Origin of the sequence: Burkholderia sp. BE17, assembly GCF_009362305.1 — a bacterium.
Taxonomy (GTDB): domain Bacteria; phylum Pseudomonadota; class Gammaproteobacteria; order Burkholderiales; family Burkholderiaceae; genus Burkholderia; species Burkholderia pyrrocinia_C.
Map to the genome: position 1 here is coordinate 1 of NZ_WHNU01000038.1, position 16,436 is coordinate 16,436.

17 protein-coding genes are annotated in these 16,436 nt (G+C 68.9%); 7 read left to right on the top strand and 10 right to left on the bottom strand.

Annotation, left to right across the window (positions count from 1 at the left end; all coding sequences use genetic code 11):
* Nucleotides 1-199, bottom strand: a 199-nt coding sequence (locus GD429_RS41315) for a hypothetical protein (RefSeq protein WP_227791777.1), incomplete at its 3' end; no start/stop codon positions are given.
* On the opposite strand from GD429_RS41315, the gene GD429_RS28540 reads away from it, so the two are divergent.
* Genes GD429_RS28540 through GD429_RS28555 form a run of 4 tightly spaced genes read left to right on the top strand, consistent with a single transcriptional unit; the run spans nucleotide 198 to nucleotide 5,368 of the window.
* The gene (locus GD429_RS28540; protein WP_152861993.1) at nucleotides 198-1,037 is read left to right on the top strand and encodes a DUF3348 domain-containing protein; all 840 of its coding nucleotides are present in this window, start codon (nucleotides 198-200) and stop codon (nucleotides 1,035-1,037) included. The genes GD429_RS41315 and GD429_RS28540 overlap by 2 nt on opposite strands.
* A 12-nt stretch (nucleotides 1,038-1,049) precedes the next feature.
* Nucleotides 1,050-4,097: a DUF802 domain-containing protein gene (locus GD429_RS28545; protein WP_152861995.1), complete on the top strand. Its 3,048-nt coding sequence runs from the start codon at nucleotides 1,050-1,052 to the stop codon at nucleotides 4,095-4,097.
* A 3-nt stretch (nucleotides 4,098-4,100) separates the two neighbouring features.
* The gene (locus tag GD429_RS28550) at nucleotides 4,101-4,745 is read left to right on the top strand and encodes an OmpA family protein (RefSeq protein ID WP_152861997.1); all 645 of its coding nucleotides are present in this window, start codon (nucleotides 4,101-4,103) and stop codon (nucleotides 4,743-4,745) included.
* Nucleotides 4,742-5,368 (top strand): DUF2894 domain-containing protein, encoded by a 627-nt coding sequence (locus GD429_RS28555; RefSeq protein ID WP_321574940.1) that lies wholly within the window; start codon nucleotides 4,742-4,744, stop codon nucleotides 5,366-5,368. The genes GD429_RS28550 and GD429_RS28555 overlap by 4 nt, the downstream gene beginning before the upstream one ends.
* 40 nt (nucleotides 5,369-5,408) lie before the next feature.
* Here the strand turns inward: GD429_RS28555 and GD429_RS28560 are convergent, their stop codons facing one another.
* The 5 genes from GD429_RS28560 to GD429_RS28580 all read right to left on the bottom strand — a co-directional run bounded on the left by GD429_RS28560 (nucleotide 5,409) and on the right by GD429_RS28580 (nucleotide 9,988).
* Nucleotides 5,409-5,981, bottom strand: a complete 573-nt coding sequence (locus GD429_RS28560) for an NADPH-dependent FMN reductase (RefSeq protein ID WP_152861999.1) — start codon at nucleotides 5,979-5,981, stop codon at nucleotides 5,409-5,411.
* A gap of 153 nt (nucleotides 5,982-6,134) precedes the next feature.
* Nucleotides 6,135-6,719, bottom strand: a complete 585-nt coding sequence (locus GD429_RS28565; RefSeq protein ID WP_152862001.1) for a histone acetyltransferase — start codon at nucleotides 6,717-6,719, stop codon at nucleotides 6,135-6,137.
* A 105-nt stretch (nucleotides 6,720-6,824) separates the two neighbouring features.
* On the bottom strand, nucleotides 6,825-7,187 hold the full coding sequence (locus GD429_RS28570) for a hypothetical protein (RefSeq protein WP_152862003.1): 363 nt from the start codon (nucleotides 7,185-7,187) through the stop codon (nucleotides 6,825-6,827).
* 116 nt (nucleotides 7,188-7,303) lie between these two features.
* Entirely contained in the window at nucleotides 7,304-8,587 is a 1,284-nt protein-coding gene (locus GD429_RS28575) for an isoprenylcysteine carboxylmethyltransferase family protein (RefSeq protein ID WP_152862006.1), read from the bottom strand.
* A 120-nt stretch (nucleotides 8,588-8,707) separates the two neighbouring features.
* Complete coding sequence (locus GD429_RS28580) at nucleotides 8,708-9,988, bottom strand: collagen-like triple helix repeat-containing protein (protein ID WP_321574942.1); 1,281 nt, start codon at nucleotides 9,986-9,988, stop codon at nucleotides 8,708-8,710.
* 37 nt (nucleotides 9,989-10,025) lie between these two features.
* Between GD429_RS28580 and GD429_RS42140 the strand changes: the two genes are divergently transcribed.
* Both GD429_RS42140 and GD429_RS28585 read left to right on the top strand, forming a co-directional pair.
* Nucleotides 10,026-10,850: a hypothetical protein gene (locus GD429_RS42140; protein WP_415748959.1), complete on the top strand. Its 825-nt coding sequence runs from the start codon at nucleotides 10,026-10,028 to the stop codon at nucleotides 10,848-10,850.
* A gap of 106 nt (nucleotides 10,851-10,956) precedes the next feature.
* Nucleotides 10,957-11,355, top strand: a complete 399-nt coding sequence (locus tag GD429_RS28585; RefSeq protein ID WP_152862010.1) for a carboxymuconolactone decarboxylase family protein — start codon at nucleotides 10,957-10,959, stop codon at nucleotides 11,353-11,355.
* Nucleotides 11,356-11,409: 54 nt separating this feature from the next.
* On the opposite strand, the gene GD429_RS28590 is transcribed toward GD429_RS28585, so the two are convergent.
* From GD429_RS28590 to GD429_RS28600, 3 genes are read right to left on the bottom strand one after another with little or no spacing between them, the layout of a single operon-like run.
* Entirely contained in the window at nucleotides 11,410-12,399 is a 990-nt protein-coding gene (locus tag GD429_RS28590; RefSeq protein ID WP_152862012.1) for an alpha/beta fold hydrolase, read from the bottom strand.
* 7 nt (nucleotides 12,400-12,406) lie between these two features.
* Nucleotides 12,407-13,990, bottom strand: a complete 1,584-nt coding sequence (locus tag GD429_RS28595; protein ID WP_152862014.1) for a flavin-containing monooxygenase — start codon at nucleotides 13,988-13,990, stop codon at nucleotides 12,407-12,409.
* The gene (locus GD429_RS28600) at nucleotides 13,987-14,913 is read right to left on the bottom strand and encodes an SDR family NAD(P)-dependent oxidoreductase (RefSeq protein WP_152862016.1); all 927 of its coding nucleotides are present in this window, start codon (nucleotides 14,911-14,913) and stop codon (nucleotides 13,987-13,989) included. The genes GD429_RS28595 and GD429_RS28600 overlap by 4 nt, the downstream gene beginning before the upstream one ends.
* An 88-nt stretch (nucleotides 14,914-15,001) precedes the next feature.
* Here GD429_RS28600 and GD429_RS28605 point away from each other — a divergent pair, with 88 nt between their 5' ends.
* A complete protein-coding gene (locus GD429_RS28605) occupies nucleotides 15,002-15,658 on the top strand; it encodes a TetR/AcrR family transcriptional regulator (protein WP_152862018.1) in 657 nt (218 codons plus the stop codon).
* 314 nt (nucleotides 15,659-15,972) lie between these two features.
* Here GD429_RS28605 and GD429_RS28610 read toward each other — a convergent pair whose 3' ends face one another.
* Nucleotides 15,973-16,236 (bottom strand): fucose-binding lectin protein, encoded by a 264-nt coding sequence (locus GD429_RS28610; RefSeq protein ID WP_152862020.1) that lies wholly within the window; start codon nucleotides 16,234-16,236, stop codon nucleotides 15,973-15,975.
* Nucleotides 16,237-16,436: the final 200 nt, after the last annotated feature.

Sequence of the window (16,436 nt, forward strand, 5' to 3'; positions counted from 1 at the left end):
GTCCCGACCCGCCCCGACTGCGAGCCGAGCCGAGCCGCCGCCGACGGTGGTCCCGGCTACCCGCCACCGCCCGCGGAGCCTTGCGCGACGGGCGTTCGCGTGTGTCGCCCGGTGCGCCGGACGGCGCCGCTTCCCCGATTCTGGCGGTCGCCTCCCCGACGACGTGTAAACTGCTGCCTTTTTTGACGGTTTGCAGCATGGTGCAAGCTTCCCCGCGCCCGGCATTGAGCGGTCCGGCCCTCGTCCGGCTGCTCGCGCGCCTGGCCGATGCCGACGTCGCGGAATCCCGGCAGACGCTGTCCGACCGGCTGAGCCAGTGGCTCGGCTGGACCGACGCGATCACGCTGTCGTCCGCGTTGAGCACGAGCCCGCCCGGCGTCGCTGCCGGCGTGCGCGGCTACGACGCGGAGCGCGACTGCGCGCGCGTGCGCCACGAGCTCGCGCAGGCGATCACGGCCACCAACCGGCCGCGTACGCGGCGCCGGCCCGGCGACATGCCGCCGCCGGCCGCCGACACGGCCGATTTCGCGGACTTCCGCCAGCGTTATCTGTCGCTGCAGCAGGAGATGGAAACGGCGATCGGCCAGTTGCGCGGCCGCCTGCGGGTCGCGCTCGCCGCGCGCTCGTCCGGGATGGCGCGGCTCGCGACGCTCGACGCGATCATGGAGCGCGTGCTCGGCGCGCGCGAGCGCAGCCTGCTGTCGGCCGTGCCCGCGTTGCTCGGCACGCGCTTCGGGCGGTTGCGCGAAGCGGAACGGCAGGCGCTGGCCGATGCCGAATCCGCTGCCGCTGCCGCTGCCGCTGCCGCTGCCGCTGCCGCTGCCGCTGCCGCTGCCGCTGCCACCGCAGCCGACGCAGCCGACGCAGCCGACGCAGCCGATAACGGCACCGTTGCCGACGCCGCGCCCGTCGCGGCGATCGTGCCCGGCGCATGGCTCGACACGTTTCGAGACGAAATGCAGAGCATCCTGCTTGCCGAACTCGAAGTCCGGTTTCAAACGGTGGAAGGGCTGCTCGCGGCCCTTCGCACCTGCTAATCAACACGCTCTATGTCCAGAATTCGCATTGATCTCGTTGTCTTCGTCGCCGGTTTGCTCGCAGTGGGCTGGATCGGCGTCGGCTATGTCGCGTCGAATCCGCTCGCGACGGCCGTCACGCTGCTGATCGGCGCGTGCTACGTCGCCGGCGCATGGGAACTGCTGCGCTACCGGCAGGCGACTACCACGCTGTCGCGCGCGGTCGCGGGCCTGGCCGAACCGCCCGCGAAGCTCGACGCGTGGCTCGACACGCTGCACCCGGGCCTGCGCGGGGCGGTGCGTGCGCGAGTCGAAGGCGCGCGCGTCGCGCTGCCGGGCCCGGCGCTCACGCCTTATCTCGTCGGCCTGCTGGTGCTGCTGGGCATGCTCGGCACGCTGCTCGGGATGGTCGTGACGCTGAAGGGCACGGGCGCCGCGCTCGAAAGCGCGACCGATCTGGACGCGATCCGCGCATCGCTGATCGCGCCGGTGAAGGGCCTCGGCTTCGCGTTCGGCACGTCGATCGCCGGTGTCGCGACGTCCGCGATGCTCGGGCTGCTGTCCGCGCTCGTGCGCCGCGAGCGGATCGACGTGGCGCAGCAGCTCGACGCAAAGATCGCGACGACGCTGCGCGTGCATTCGTCCGCGCACCAGCGCGACGAATCGTTCCGGCTGCTGCAGCGCCAGGCCGACGTGATGCCGGCGCTGGTCGACCGGCTCCAGACGATGATGACGACGCTCGAGGCGCGCAGCGTCGCGCTGCACGATCGCCAGCTCGAAAGCCAGCAGGCGTTTTTCGACCGGACCGAGCGCGCGTATGCGGGCCTCGCGTCCAACGTCGGCGACGCGCTGAAGGAAAGCGCCGCCGAGAGCGCGCGCGTGGCCGGCGCCGCGCTGCAGCCGGTCGTCGCGGCGACGATGACGGGCCTCGCGCAGGAGATGGCCGCGCTGCGCGACACCGTGACGGGCGCCGTGCAGCGCCAGCTCGACGGGCTGACGGACGGCTTCGAGAAGACCACCGGCAATGTGACGGCCGTCTGGAACCGCGCGCTCGACGAGCAGCGCCGCGCGGGCGACGCCGTCGCGCAGCAACTGCAGACGACGCTCGGCCAGTTCACCGACACGTTCGCGCAGCGTTCGACGGACCTGCTAGACGGCGTCGCGACGCGCCTCGAATCGACCGAAGGCCGCCTGTCGGACGCGTGGCGCGAAGCGCTGTCGCGCCAGGAGCAGGTGGGCGAGACGCTGGCCGGCCAGCATGCACGCGCGCTGGGCGAAGCCGCCGCGACGTTCGAGCGGCATTCGGGCGCGACGCTTGCTGCGATGCGCGAGTCGCATGCGGGGCTGCAGACCGAACTGGCCGCGCGCGACGAAGAGCGCCTCGCCGCGTGGAAAGACTCGCTGGCCGCGATGGCGACGAAGCTCGGCGACGAATGGCAGCGCGCAGGCGTGCACAGCGCGGGCCGTCAGCAGGAAATCTGCGACGCGCTTGCACAAACGACGCGCGACCTCAGCACGCAGGCCGCCACGTTCGAACAACGCTCGAACGATCTGCTGTCGACGATCCGCGATTCGCATACGGGCCTGCAAACGCAACTCGCCGCACGTGACGAAGAGCGCCTGTCCGCGTGGAACGATTCGCTGGCCGCGATGGCCGCGAAGCTCGGCGACGAATGGCAGCGTGCAGGCGTGCACAGCGCGGGCCGTCAGCAGGAAATCTGCGACGCACTCGCACAAACGACGCGCGACCTCACCACGCAGGCCGCCACATTCGAACAACGCTCGAACGATCTGCTGTCGACGATCCGCGATTCGCACACGGGCCTGCAGACGCAACTCGCCGCACGCGACGAAGAACGTCTGTCCGCGTGGAACGATTCGCTGACCGCGATGGCGACGAAGCTCGGCGACGAATGGCAGCGCGCAGGCGTACACAGCGCGGGCCGTCAGCAGGAAATCTGCGACGCGCTCGCACAAACGACGCGCGACCTCAGCACGCAGGCCGCCACGTTCGAACAACGCTCGAGCGATCTGCTGTCGACGATCCGCGATTCGCATACGGGCCTGCAAACGCAACTCGCCGCACGTGACGAAGAGCGCCTGTCCGCGTGGAACGACTCGCTGGCCGCGATGGCGACGAAGCTCGGCGACGAATGGCAGCGTGCAGGCGTGCACAGCGCGGGCCGTCAGCAGGAAATCTGCGACGCACTCGCACAAACGACGCGCGACCTCGCCACGCAGGCCGCCACGTTCGAACAACGCTCGAACGATCTGCTGACGACGATCCGCGATTCGCACGCCGGCCTGCAAACGCAACTCGCCGCACGCGACGAAGAACGCCTCAAGGCGTGGAACGATTCGCTCGCCGCGATGGCGGCCGCGCTGCGCGACGAATGGGCGCAGACGAGCGCGCAGGCCGCGACGCGCCAGCAGGACATCTGCGACACGCTGGCCCGCACCGCGAACGACATCACCGCGCAGGCGCAGGTGCATGCGAGCGACACGATCAACGAGATCGCGCGTCTCGTGCAGGCCGCGTCGGAAGCACCGAAGGCCGCGGCCGACGTCGTCGCCGAGTTGCGCCAGCGTCTGTCCGACAGCATGGTGCGCGATACCGCGACGCTCGAGGAACGCAGCCGCCTGCTCGCGACGCTCGAAACGCTGCTCGGCGCGGTCAACCACGCGTCGACCGAACAGCGCACCGCGATCGACGCGCTCGTCAGCACGTCGGCCGACCTGCTCGACCGCGTCGGCGCGCGCTTCAACGACACCGTCGATGCCGAAACGCGCAAGCTCGATTCGGTGGCCGCGCAGGTCACCGCGGGCGCGGTCGAGGTCGCGAGCCTCGGCGATGCGTTCGGGATGGCCGTGCAGGTGTTCGGCGAATCGAACGACAAGCTGCTGACCCACCTGCAGCGCATCGAGGCCGCGCTCGAGAAATCGCTCGCGCGCAGCGACGAGCAGCTCGAGTACTACGTCGCGCAGGCGCGCGAGGTGATCGACCTGAGCATGATGTCGCAGAAGCAGATCGTCGAAGACCTGCAGCAGCTCGCCGGCCGGCGGGCGCCCGTCGGAGCGTAACGCATGCACGACGAAATCGACGGCGGCGCGCCATCCGCGCCGGTGTGGCCCGCGTTCGCCGACCTGATGTCGGTGCTGCTCGGCGCGTTCGTGCTGGTCCTCGTCGGCGTGATCGGCATGCAGCTGCAGCTCACGTCGAAGCTCGAGGAAGCCGTGCGTGCGCGCCAGCTCGAAGCGCAGCAGCGCAAGTCGCTCGAACAGGCGCTCGCCGGGCCGCTCGCGGCCGGCCGCGTGACGCTCGTAAACGGGCGCATCGGCATCAGCGGCAACGTGCTGTTCGCGCTGAACTCCGACCAGTTGCAGCCCGCGGGCCGCGACCTGCTGAAGACGCTGGCCGCGCCGCTGGCCACCTACCTGAAGACGCGCGACGAGATCCTGATGATCAGCGGCTTTGCCGACGACCAGCAGGTGCATGCCGGCAACCGCCAGTTCGCGGACAACTGGGAACTGTCGGCCAAGCGCGCATTGACGGTCACGCGTGCGATGATCGACGCCGGCGTGCCGGCGGCGTCGGTGTTCGCGGCCGCGTTCGGCTCCGAACAACCGGTCAGCTCGAATGCGGACGATGAAGGCCGCGCGAAGAATCGCCGCGTGGAGATCGCGCCGGTGCCGCGCAAGAGCGCATCGAACGGAGGGAAGGCGAAGTGACGGAACACGCGACGCCCGCCCGCGCGACGCTCGACGCATGGCGCGAGCAGGGCGTGGACCGGCTCGATCCCGTGCGCTTTCACCGGATCGACGCGCTCGAACGGCGCGCGGCCGTGCTCGATGGCAGCGCGCGCGAATTGCTCGACGCGCGGCTGGCAGCGTTGATCGAAGGCTACTCGGAGGTCGTCGCGCGGGCCGATGAAGCGAACGCCGCGTGCGACACGGCAGGAACCGCGGCAGGTGCGCCCGTACGCGGTGCGATTGCGGGGCTCGTCGAACGGCTCGCGCGCGATGCGCAGGCCGACCGGCGCGGGCTCGATCCCGAGCTGGTCGACTATTTCCGCACGATGTGGTCGAAGGTCCGCACGGAACAGCAGTACCGGCAGTCGCTCGACCAGGTGCCGCGCAATGCGGGGCCGCTCAATTCGAACAGCCTCGTGCACCGGTCGCTGTCGACGATGCGCGAGCTGTCGCCGGAATACCTGCAGCAGTTCCTGTCGTACGTCGACGCGCTCGCGTGGCTCGAGGATCTCGCCGGCGGCGGCGCGCAGCCCGAGAAGGAAGCGCCGCGTGCGAAGACGTCGAAACCGGCGAAAAAGGTGACGCGCGCCAAGGCGCGGTAACGCCGCACGCATTCACGAACGAATACAGGTTGCGGGGAGGCTACCGGCCCGGTGGCGCTTCGTCGATTGCCGCGCCGAGCGCGTGCAACGCATCGACAAGCGCCGACACGAATGGCGGATGTGCGGCGATGCCTGCCGCATCGAGCTGGCTTCCGAGGATCGGCAGCGTGATCGACGCGCGCTCGACGATGCGTGCGGACATCACCGACAGCGTTTCCCGCAGCGCCGCGTCCGCGTGCGTCGCGCGCGGCGACGCATTCAGCACCGCGACCGGCTTGTAGACGACCGCTTCGCATCCGACGACCCAGTCCAGCGCGTTCTTCATCACGCCGGTCACGCCGTGCGCATATTCCGGGCTTGCGATCAGCACACCGTCGGCCGCGTTCAGGCGATCGATCAGGTCGCGCACGGCGGCAGGCAACGGGTATTCGGTATCGGGGTTGAACAGCGGGAATTCGCCGAGGCGATCGAAGCGCGCGATGCGCATGCTGCGCGGCGCGACGAGCGCGGCTGCATCGAGCAGCGCGGTGTTGTACGACTGCGACCGGAGGCTGCCGCACAGGGCGACGATGTCGATGCGGCGGTCGGCGTCGGTTTGGGGATCGGTGGTCATCGATGAGCGTTTCGGTTGGCGTGATGCGCTGCCGCGTCGCGCGGACCGGACGGATTATCGCATCGGCGTTCGGGCGGCGTGGCTCGTGGTGCGCGGCGCGCGTCGCCGACGCTACGCGGTCCGCGTCGATGCGTTGAGCATTGTCGCGGAATCTCAGCGACCCGGTTCGGCATCGCTCATCCCGGCCACCCGCGCGAATTCCGTCATCGTCCACCCGTTGCCGAGCAACAACCGCCGCGTATGCAGCGCGCCGTGCACGTCGTCCGGAACGGTTTCGCCGAGATAACGCAGCGCGCGGCCCTCGACATCGACGAAGCCGTGCCGGTAGTCGTGCGCGAGCGCCGTCCACAGCTGCGCGGCGCCGACCGACTGGCGCGCGCCGCTGATCAGGCACAGGCCCGCGTCGAGCCCCCAGCGATACAGCGTCGTCGCAAGGCCCTGGCGTTGCGCCGAGCCGCGCAGCCGCGTATGCGGTGCGCGCAGGTAGCGGTCGGCGCGGCGCGGGATTTCGGGAAGTCGGTTGAACACCGTATAGCCGGCGAGCTGGCGCGCGGCCGGATCTTCGACATACAGGAAGTATTCGCCGTCCGCTTCGCGGTGGCGGACGATCAGGCCCGAGCGGCCGAGCGCGACGGCCGGCAGGCCGTGCAGGCGATGGCCCGGCTGGTGGAGGCGTGCGTGGAGCGTGTCGAGTTCATCGTCGATGTCGTGCTGGGAATGCTGTACGTCGATGCGCATGGCAAAGGTCGCCCGTCCCGGGCGGTTCGAGAAAGTGGTTCATTGCAAAATGGAAATGGAATGGGTGCGGCCCCCGGGCTCGGCGAAGCGAGCCGGGGCCGCGAATCAGCTGGGGATGTGCTGGAAACCGGCGGCGATCGCGGCGAGGCCCGCGATGCAGAGTGCGAACAGGATCAGGACTTTGTGGATCACGCCTCTTTCCTCATCAATGCGCGGTGCCGGCGGGCGGCATCGCGGAGACGGTGAGCGGCGGGCACGGCCCGCACGGCCGTCGTGCGGGACGACGGTCGGGTGTCCGCGCGACGGTTCGAGCGCGGACGGCCAGCACCATACGCGAGGTGCCGGGGGCGGGCAATCGAACTGGCGGAGAAAAACGACGAAAAGCGGGCAATCGCGGCGTTTCGCGACAATTGGCCGCAATGGATGCGCGCCTTCGCGCCGAACGATGCGTACGAACACCGATCGCATGGCGATTGGGGGAAGTGCGTGGCGACGTCTTTGTATATCCGGAACCGGTGAAACGCCGACGTCCATTCGATGACCGCAGCGGCAACGCACCGCCGCCCCGGCCGCCGGTCGACGCGTCACGCCGGCTGCTGCACCCCGAACGCCTGCTTGATCCGCGCAAACAACCCGTGCTGCGCGATCCATTCGGCGTACGCACGATAGTCGGGATCGCGCATCAGGTGGCGTTCTTCCGTCTTCGCGCGCAGGTAATAGATCAGGTTGACCGCGACGAGCGCGGCGCAGTGCATGAGCCCGATCTGCCAGCCGAGCGGCTCGACGAACGGCACCGACACCATCCAGTACGACAGGTTCTTCGTGATGTACGCCGGATGCTTCGTGAAGCGGTACGGGCCCGACGTGATGATCCCGCGGTTGGTGAGGTTCGAGAAGCGCAGCCCGAACGAGATCGTCGACAGCGCGTAGGTCATCAGCAGCAGGATGATCGCGGCGCCCCAGATCACGCGCAGCGTCGGCGCGGACAGCAGCCAGTTGTCCCAGAACAGCGAGCCCTCGTAACGGATGTAGTGGCCCGAGATCAGCGACCAGAACGGCTGATAGCAGATCAGCGCGGCGCCCCAGCCGAGCGCCGTCGGCTCGACCGTGCGCACGTGGCTGTCGAGGATGCGGAACGTGCACAGGTAGCCGACGGTGCCGAACATCAGGTCCATCGTGAACGACAGGTCATACAGGAACGAGAACGTCGCGAGCGACATCGGCGCATTCATCGCGTGCGCGAGCGACGCGGTCAGATGATCGGCATCCTTCGACAGGTAGACGGTCATCAGCGGCAGGAAGAACGTCTTCACGCCCCAGCCGGCGAGCATCTCGCGCACCGGCTGCCAGCTTGCGGGCCGCTCGCGGCGGAACAGGAAGCGGCCCCACAGCAGGTACGCGTCGTCGGTTTCGCGCTGATGGCGGTCCATCCACATGAAATAGAACGGCGCGGCGACGATCACGTACGGAGCGAGCGCGCGCAGCAGCGACCAGAACGGCCGGTAGAAATCGCCGTGATATTCGGGCAGCAGCCAGTACAGCATTCCGATGCCCGCGTAGATCGACGTGAGCGCGCCGAGCCGCGTCGCGACGCGCGCGAGGCCGAGCGGCCGCACGGCCTGGCGCGACAGCCCCGCGCTCGGGCGCAGGTAGACGCGCGAGATGAGGATTTCGTGCAGCGCGATCGTGCCGATGATCGCGAGGCTCGCGATGATCGCGCGCGTCGCGGCGTCGAGGGCCGGCTGGTCGCGCGTGAACCACAGCGCGAGGAGCCCGGCCGCGATGCCGAGCAGGCCGGCGCGGAAGGGCGTGGCGGAACGGGGCGGGCGGTCCTGGACCGCGGCGATGCCGTCGAGCGTGGAATTCATGATCGGATCCTCGTCGGGATGACGGCCGGCGCCCCCGCTTGGCGGGTGACGCCGGCCGTCGGCCGGGCTTTGTGTCGATGCATGCCCGGCCATTGGCCTGTGGTTCTGGTAGGTAAGGCGTTACTTCTTGGTGCCGCCGCCCAGCAGACCGCCGAGCAGGTTCGTCACCGGCGACAGCAGGTTGGCTGCACCGCCCGCGGCGCCGCCGTTCGAGCTGCCGGTCAGGGCCGCCACGGTGCCGCTGCCGGCTGGCGTCGCCGCCGTGCCGGTTGCGCCGCCGGGGCTGGCCGTGCCGATGGCGCCCGCCGAGCCGGCCGGCGTCGTCAGCGCCCCCGTCAGCGTGCCGACCGGGCCGCTCGTCAGCAGGCCGCCGACGGTGCCCGTCACGTTGCCTCCCGGCGTCGCGACCGTGCCGGTGAGGCTTGCGCCGAGCGGCGTCAGCGCGTTGACGAGATTGGTGACCGGCGCCAGCAGGCCGCCGACGCCCGAGCCAGCGGTGCCGCTCGTGCCGCCGGTTCCGCTGGTGCCGCTCGAACCGACGCCGCCGAGTGCGCCGGTCAGCGAGCCGAGCAGGCCGGTGACCGGCGCGAGCGGGCCGCCGCTCGTGCCGCTGGTGCCGCCGCTACCACCCGTACCGCTCGAGCTGCTGCCGCCGCCGAGCCCGCCCGTCAGCGTACCGAGCAGACCGGTAATCGGGGCGAGCGGGTTGGTGCCGCTGCTGGAACTGCCGCCGGACAGCAGGCCGCCGGCCGACGCCACCGTGTTGCCGAGCTGGGACACGCCGTTGCCGGCGCTCGTGCCGACCGGGTTGCCGGTGGCGCTGCCGACCTGCGAACCGGCGAGGCCGAGGCCGCTGCCGAGCGTGCTCAGCAGTCGGCTGAGCGGAGCGCCGAGCATGGTTGCGCCGCCGAGCGTCTGCGTGGCGCCAGGCGTCGTGACGCCGCCGGTCAGCGTGTTCGTGATCGGGTTGATCACGCTGCCGAGCTGCGTCTCGAGTTGCTGGACCGGCGCGCTGTTCAGTGCGGTATTCAGCGCCGATGCGGTCGAGTTGACCGCATTGCCGACCGTGTTGACGAGATTGCCGACCAGGGTCGTCGCCGGCGCGAGCGGCGACAGCGGACCGGTGCCGAGGCTAGTCACTGCGTTGCCGAGGTTGTTGACCGCGCCGCCGGCGCCAGTCAGCAGGCCGGTGGTCGACGTCAGCGTCGGTCCGAGCGGGTTCGCCGACACGCCGATCGAGCCGAGGCCGGCCGCGACGCCGTTGCCGAGCGACTGCACGCCGTTGCCGAGGCTCGTGACCGCGTTGCCGACGCTGGTGGCCGTCGTCGGGTTCGTGCCGGGGATCTGCACGCCGCCGATCTGCGCGCCGCCGTTCGCGACCGTCGTGCCGAGTGCCGTCACGAGGTTGCCGGATTGCTGGAGGACATTGCCGAGCGGGGTGACGCTGGTGCCGGAGGTGCCTGACGTGCCAGAGGTGCCAGAGGTACCGGAAGTACCCGACGTACCGGAGGTGCCCGAGGTACCGGAAGTCCCCGAGGTACCGGAAGTCCCCGAGGTACCGGAAGTCCCCGAGGTACCGGAAGTCCCCGAGGTACCGGACGTGCCTGACGTGCCGGAGGTACCCGAGGTACCGGACGTGCCCGAGGTACCGGACGTCCCCGACGTACCGGAAGTACCGGAAGTACCGGAAGTACCGGAAGTACCGGAAGTACCGGAAGTACCGGAAGTACCGGAAGTACCCGAAGTACCCGAAGTACCGGAAGTACCCGAAGTCCCCGAAGTCCCGGAACTACCCGAACTACCACCGCCCGACGTCCCCGACGAACCGCCGCCCGACGTACCGGACGTCCCCGAAGTGCCGCCCGTCCCCGACGTGCTCGTCTTGATCGTCGGCGGGGTCGTCGGTCCGTCGACCGAGCCGCAACCGTACAGCGCGAGCAGCGACGAGACGGCCATCGTTACCGTCGTCTTCTTGAAAATATGGTGCATGTATTGGCCTCGACATTGGAAGTGTGTCCGAGCCTCCACTGCAAATTCCGCGCCACAACATCTTTTTCGAAACGGTGTCGCGTTTTGTTGCGGAAATCGGGAATATCAACGCGATTTAAACGAAGTAGTGACGGTTTCGCGCGACGGGCTCGCGCGGCGCACGGGCGTGGCGGTTGCGATGTTCCGGGAAGGCGCCGTAACGCGCGGCCGGATGTTACGTAGCGTTCGGCCGCCCGTTACGCGAACGGCCAGGAACCGAGGGCTGCATCTTTGACGAAACGCGTCGGCCCCATGAACATGGCGCGAAATCTCCCGCCTGCCGGCAATGCCGACGCCGACGAGGCCACGACCACGACCACGACTTCACACAGGACACCGACATGAGCGAACAGGACAGGGAATACGGCAAGGCGCGGCGGATCGAGGTGATGGGCGAGGCGTTCGTCGAGCGCGCGATGCGTGACCTCGACGGATTTTCACGTCCGTTGCAGAACTGGCTGAACGAACACGCGTGGGGCAGCACGTGGCAGCGGAGCGGGATCGACCTGAAGACGCGCAGCCTGTGCACGTGCGCGATGCTGGCGGCGCTCGGCCGCGGCACGGAGCTGAAGGGTCACATTCGCGGCGCGCTCAACAACGGCGCGAGCCTCGTCGAGATCCGCGAGGTGTTGCTGCACAGCGCGCTGTACGCGGGCGCGCCGGCCGCGGTCGAGGCATTCCGCAGCGCGCGCGAGGTGATCGCGGATCTCGGGCTGTCGGTGCCCGACGACGAAGCGTGATTCCGCCGCAGCGCCGGCTGCACGGCACTGAACCAGGCCCCGCGTCGCTCGCGCTCAGGACTCGATACGGGCAGCTCGTGCGGCGGCGGCGTCGGCCGGCGCGGCGGCGACTTCGAGCAACCAGTCGGCCGTCGCATCCGGAAGCGTGACCGGCAGCATGTGCCCGCCCTCGACGACCTTCAGCCGCACGCGCGCCGATTTCTTCGCGAGCGCGTCGCCGTGCTCGCGCCAGTTCAGGATCGGATCGGCGTGGCCGTACAGCACGTCGACCGGCAGCGTGAGCTCCGCATAGCGGCGCACCATCGCGGGCAGGTCGACGGGCGCCGACAGCAGGTCGGTCGCGGTCGCGTAGAACACATGCGGCCGCATCCCGAGCAGCCCGCCGCCCTTGGTGGGGAAGTCGCGCGGCACGTCTTCCGGCGCGAACACCTGGCGCACGGCGTTGCGGCCGGTCAGGATCGTCAGCGGGATTGCGAAGGTCCACGACACGAAGCGGCGCACCAGCGGCGACGGCAGCATCAGCGGCCGGAACGGCGCCGGCGGCTCGGATTGCTCGTGCGACAGCGGCGCGATCAGCGCGAGCCGGCTCACGCGGTCCGGATGGTTGAGGCCGACCGCGAGCGCGATCGCGCCGCCGAGCGAATGGCCGACCAGCACGGGCTTGTCGAGCCGCAGCGCGTCGATGAACGCGGCGACCGTGCGCGCCTGCGCGAACACGTTCGCCTGCGAGCCCGCGCCGCGGGTCGAGCGGCCGGCGCCGGGCCGGTCGATCAGGATCACGCGATGCTGCTGCGCAAGCCGCGCGAGCGGCAGGTATGCGAAGTTGCGCAGTTGCCCCGCGAGCCCGTGGACGAACACGATCGGCGGGCCGTTGCCGTATTCGACGTAGTGGATGCGGTCGCCGCCGATGTCGACGAAGCGGCCTTCGGGCGGAAACGCGCGCGTCACGCGGCTGGCGACGTAGCCGGAAAACAGCGCGAGCGCGGCGAGCACCGCGACGCCGCCGAGCAGCACGTTCTGGATCAGATGGAGCGTAGGGGTCATGTCGGCCTCAGCGGGTTTCGAGTGCAGGTTCGGCAACCGGCGCTGTTGCGGCCGGGCCGGTTTTCGCGCGGCGTTCGAAATGCATCGCAGAATCGGCGAGGGCGCTGAACTTCAGCGATGCGAGATCGAGCACGTAGTTCTGATGGAATTTCCAAGGCTTGCGATGGCCCTGCTTCGGCAGGATGCCGGCCGCGCGCTGGATGTAGCCCGAGCTCAGGTTGACGGCCGGCACGTCGCCGAGATCGCCGGCGCCGAGCCGCGGCACGCAGGTGTCATAGCCGTTCGCGCGCATGTGGTTGAGCAGCCGGCACACGTAGCGCGCGATCAGCTCGGCCTTCAGCGTCCACGACGCATTCGTGTAGCCGAACGACGACGCGAGGTTCGGCACGTCGCTGTACATCATGCCCTTGTACGACACGGTCTCCGGCAGATCGACCGCGCGGCCGTCGACCGTGACGCGCGCGCCGCCGAGCAGCTTCACCTTCAGCCCGGTCGCGGTGACGATCACGTCCGCGTCGAGCTGCTGGCCGCTCTTCAGCTGGAGGCCGGTCGGCGTGAAGCGCTCGATCTCGTCGGTGACGATCGACGCGCGGCCCGCGCGGATCGACTTGAACAGGTCGCCGTTCGGCACGAGGCACACGCGCTGGTCCCACGGCATGTAGCGCGGCGTCAGGTGCTTCGCGACGTCGAAGCCGGGGCCGAGCTGCTTGCTGGCCGCGCGGATGATGAATTTCTTCGTCTGGTCGGGCTTGCGGCGCGACACGTTGTACAGGTACATCGTCAGCAGTACGTTCTTTACGCGCACGAGCCGGTGCGCGAGCCGCGACGGCAGCACGCGGCGCAGCGCGTTCGCGATCTTGTCGCGCGCGGGCAGCGACACGATGTAGGTCGGCGAGCGCTGCAGCATCGTCACGTGCCGCGCGTCGGCCGCCATCGACGGCACGAGCGTGACGGCCGTCGCGCCGCTGCCGATCACGACGACGCGCCGGTTCGCGTAGGACAGATCCTTCGGCCAGTGCTGCGGATGCACGAGCTTGCCCTCGAACGTGTCCATGCCGGGCCAGTCGGGCAGGTAGCCGGCGTCGTAGTCGTAATAGCCGCTGCACATGAACAGGAAGCGGCAGGTATAGACGAGCGTGTCGGCCGCGCCGTCGCGCGTGCGCTCGATGCGTACCGTCCAGCGCGCGCGGTTCGAGTCCCAGTCGGCCGCGACGACCTTCTGGCCGTAGCGGATCGTCTTGTCGATCCCGTACGTGCGCGCGGTGTCGCGGATGTAGTCGAGGATCGTCTGGCCGTCCGAGATCGCGTTGTCGCTGTGCCACGGGCGGAAGCTGTAGCCGAGCGTGAACATGTCGGAATCCGAACGGACGCCCGGATAGCGGAACAGGTCCCAGGTGCCGCCGATCGCGTCGCGCGCCTCGACGATCGCGACGCTCGCATGCGGGCAGCGCTGCTTCAGGTGATACGCGGCGCCGATGCCGGACAGGCCGGCGCCGACGATCAGCACGTCGAGGTCGTTGCCGTCGCCACGGTCATGGCGGGCGCCGGGGGCGGGCGGCGCGTCGCGCCGGTCGGTCGTCGTCGAGGTCATGCGAGGTCCTTGGTCGGCGTGGTCGAGCGTGCGGCGGGGGCGTGCGCGCGTTCTCCCACGGGGGCTTCCTTCGGGCGGAGATTGCGTGCACGGGCGCGGCGCACGTGGCGCAGCATCAGCCACTGGTAACCGGCGCCGAGCAGGCGCGCGATCCGGTCGAGGCGGCGCGCGTCGGCGCCGACGAGCACGCGGCGCGCATTGCGCTCGACGCCCGCGAGGATCTGCCGCGCGGCATCGTCGGCCGTCGTCGCGTTGATCAGGCGGTTCGCCTGCCGGCGATGGGTCGCTTCGTCCTGGCCCGTGAGCGCGTGGATGCTGGTATCGACGCGGCCCGCATCGACGATGTTCGTCGCGACGCCGCCCGGATGCACGCAGGTCGCGCTCACCGGCGCGCCGTCGAGTTCGAGTTCCATCCTGAGCGCCTCGGTGAAGCCGCGCACCGCGAACTTGGTGGCGTTGTACGCGCTTTGCGTCGGCATCGCGACGAGCCCGAACAGGCTCGACGTGTTGACGACGTGCCCGTCGCCCGACGCGCGCAGGTGCGGCAGGAACGCCTGCGTGCCGTGCACGACGCCCCAGAAGTTGATGCCGACGATCCATTCGAGATCGGCGATGCGCGCGGTTTCGGCGCTGGCGGCGAGCGATACGCCCGCGTTGTTGAAGATCAGGTTGACCTTGCCGTGTTCGGCGCGAACGAAATCGGCCCATGCGAACACTGCGTCGCGGTCGGCGACGTCGAGCCGCCGCGTGCTCACGCGCACGCCGTGCTGCGCGCACGCGGCTGCCGTGCCGGCGAGCCCGGTTTCGCTGACGTCGGCGAGCGCGACCTCGCAGCCGCGCCGCGCGAGCTCGACCGCGAGGCTGCGGCCCATGCCCGAACCGGCGCCCGTGATCGCGGCGACCTTGCCGGAAAACCCGTTCATCCGTTGCTCCTCCCGTTCCGCTTGTGCTGCGCCGGCGGCACGTCTATTGTGGTGTTGGTCGTCACCACTTTAGTTTTCGGGTGTCCTGATGTCAAATAGCGGAATGGAGAAAGCACTCGAAACGGAAAAACGGGGCCGGTCGTATGGCGGCGTGGCGCCCGAGGTGCGTGCCGCCGAGCGGCGCGACGCGCTGATCCGCGCGGCGACGCGCGTGTTCGGCACGGTCGGGTTCCGCAAGGCGACCGTGCGGTCGATCTGCCAGGAAGCGAAGCTGAACGATCGCTATTTCTATGCGGCGTTCGACAGCACCGAGGATTTGCTGCGCTGCACCTACCTGCATCACGCGGAGCAGCTGCATGACGCGGTCGCGCAGGCGGTCGCCGCGCGCGGCGGCGATCTGCGCGAGAGCGTCGACGCGGGGCTCGCCGCGTTCTTCGCATTCCTGCGCGACCCATGCGCGGCGCGCGTGCTGCTGCTCGAGGTGATGGGCGTGAGCGCGGATACCGACATGACGTACCAGCGCATGCTGATCGACTTCGGCAAGCTCATCATGGCGATCGGCGCGCCGCGCGAGGCCGCGACGCCCGCGGAGCGCACCGAGCAGCGGCTGATCGGGCTCGCGCTCGTCGGCGCGATGACGAACGTCGGCGCCGCATGGCTCCTCACCGGCTATCGCGATCCGGAAGCGCAGATGGTCGCGAGCTGCAGGAAGGTGCTGCTGGGGACGTTGCGGGAGATCGGCTGACCGGATGGCATCGCGCTGTTCGTGTTACCCCCGGCAATTGCAGGCTGGAAATGAAAAGAAAGCGGCAACCGCACGGCGAACGGGTCGCCATTTTTTTTCGTGCGATTTAGTCGTCTTTTTAATAATTAATAGGTGGTCGTTTTTGGGTGGGTAATAAGTTCCGGGAAATCGCCATTGTTTTTAATCCCGGTTCTATGTGGCGATGAGTTGATGAAAACAATGTGGAGCGAATTAAAAAAGCGGCGCAACGCAAAAAATCAACTCGCATTGCGCCGATCGTGGCGCGAAACCCTTCGCGCCCCAGGCACGATTGATCAGGACCCCGTGTATCCGCCCCGGGTCCAGCCGTCGCCATCCCAGCAATACTCGGTCGTCGTGCCGCCACTCGTCGCGTACACGCGGATGTGAATGGCGCTTCCGACCAGCCAGCACGTGGCGGACACGTTGTCGCCGGCCTGGGCGAACGCGCCCGTGTACCATTTCTGCCCGTCGTAGCAGCGTTCGGTGATCTTGTTGCCGTTGGCCGTGTAGACACGAATCGACGGCGTGGTTCCCCATGAAATTGCAGCGGTTTGCATTTCCAGACTCCTTGTTCGATTGAATAAAGCGGGGAATTGAAGCGATTCGGTAAACGCGAATTGGCGTATTACCGGGAATAAGGTTAGTAGAAAATCTGGAAAGCGATACGCGTTTTTTTTATGATAAATAAAAGGGCGTATTTGTTCGGGGCAAGAAAGCCCCGCGAAAGGAGAGTGGCGGCGGCGCAAGAACGCGCGGC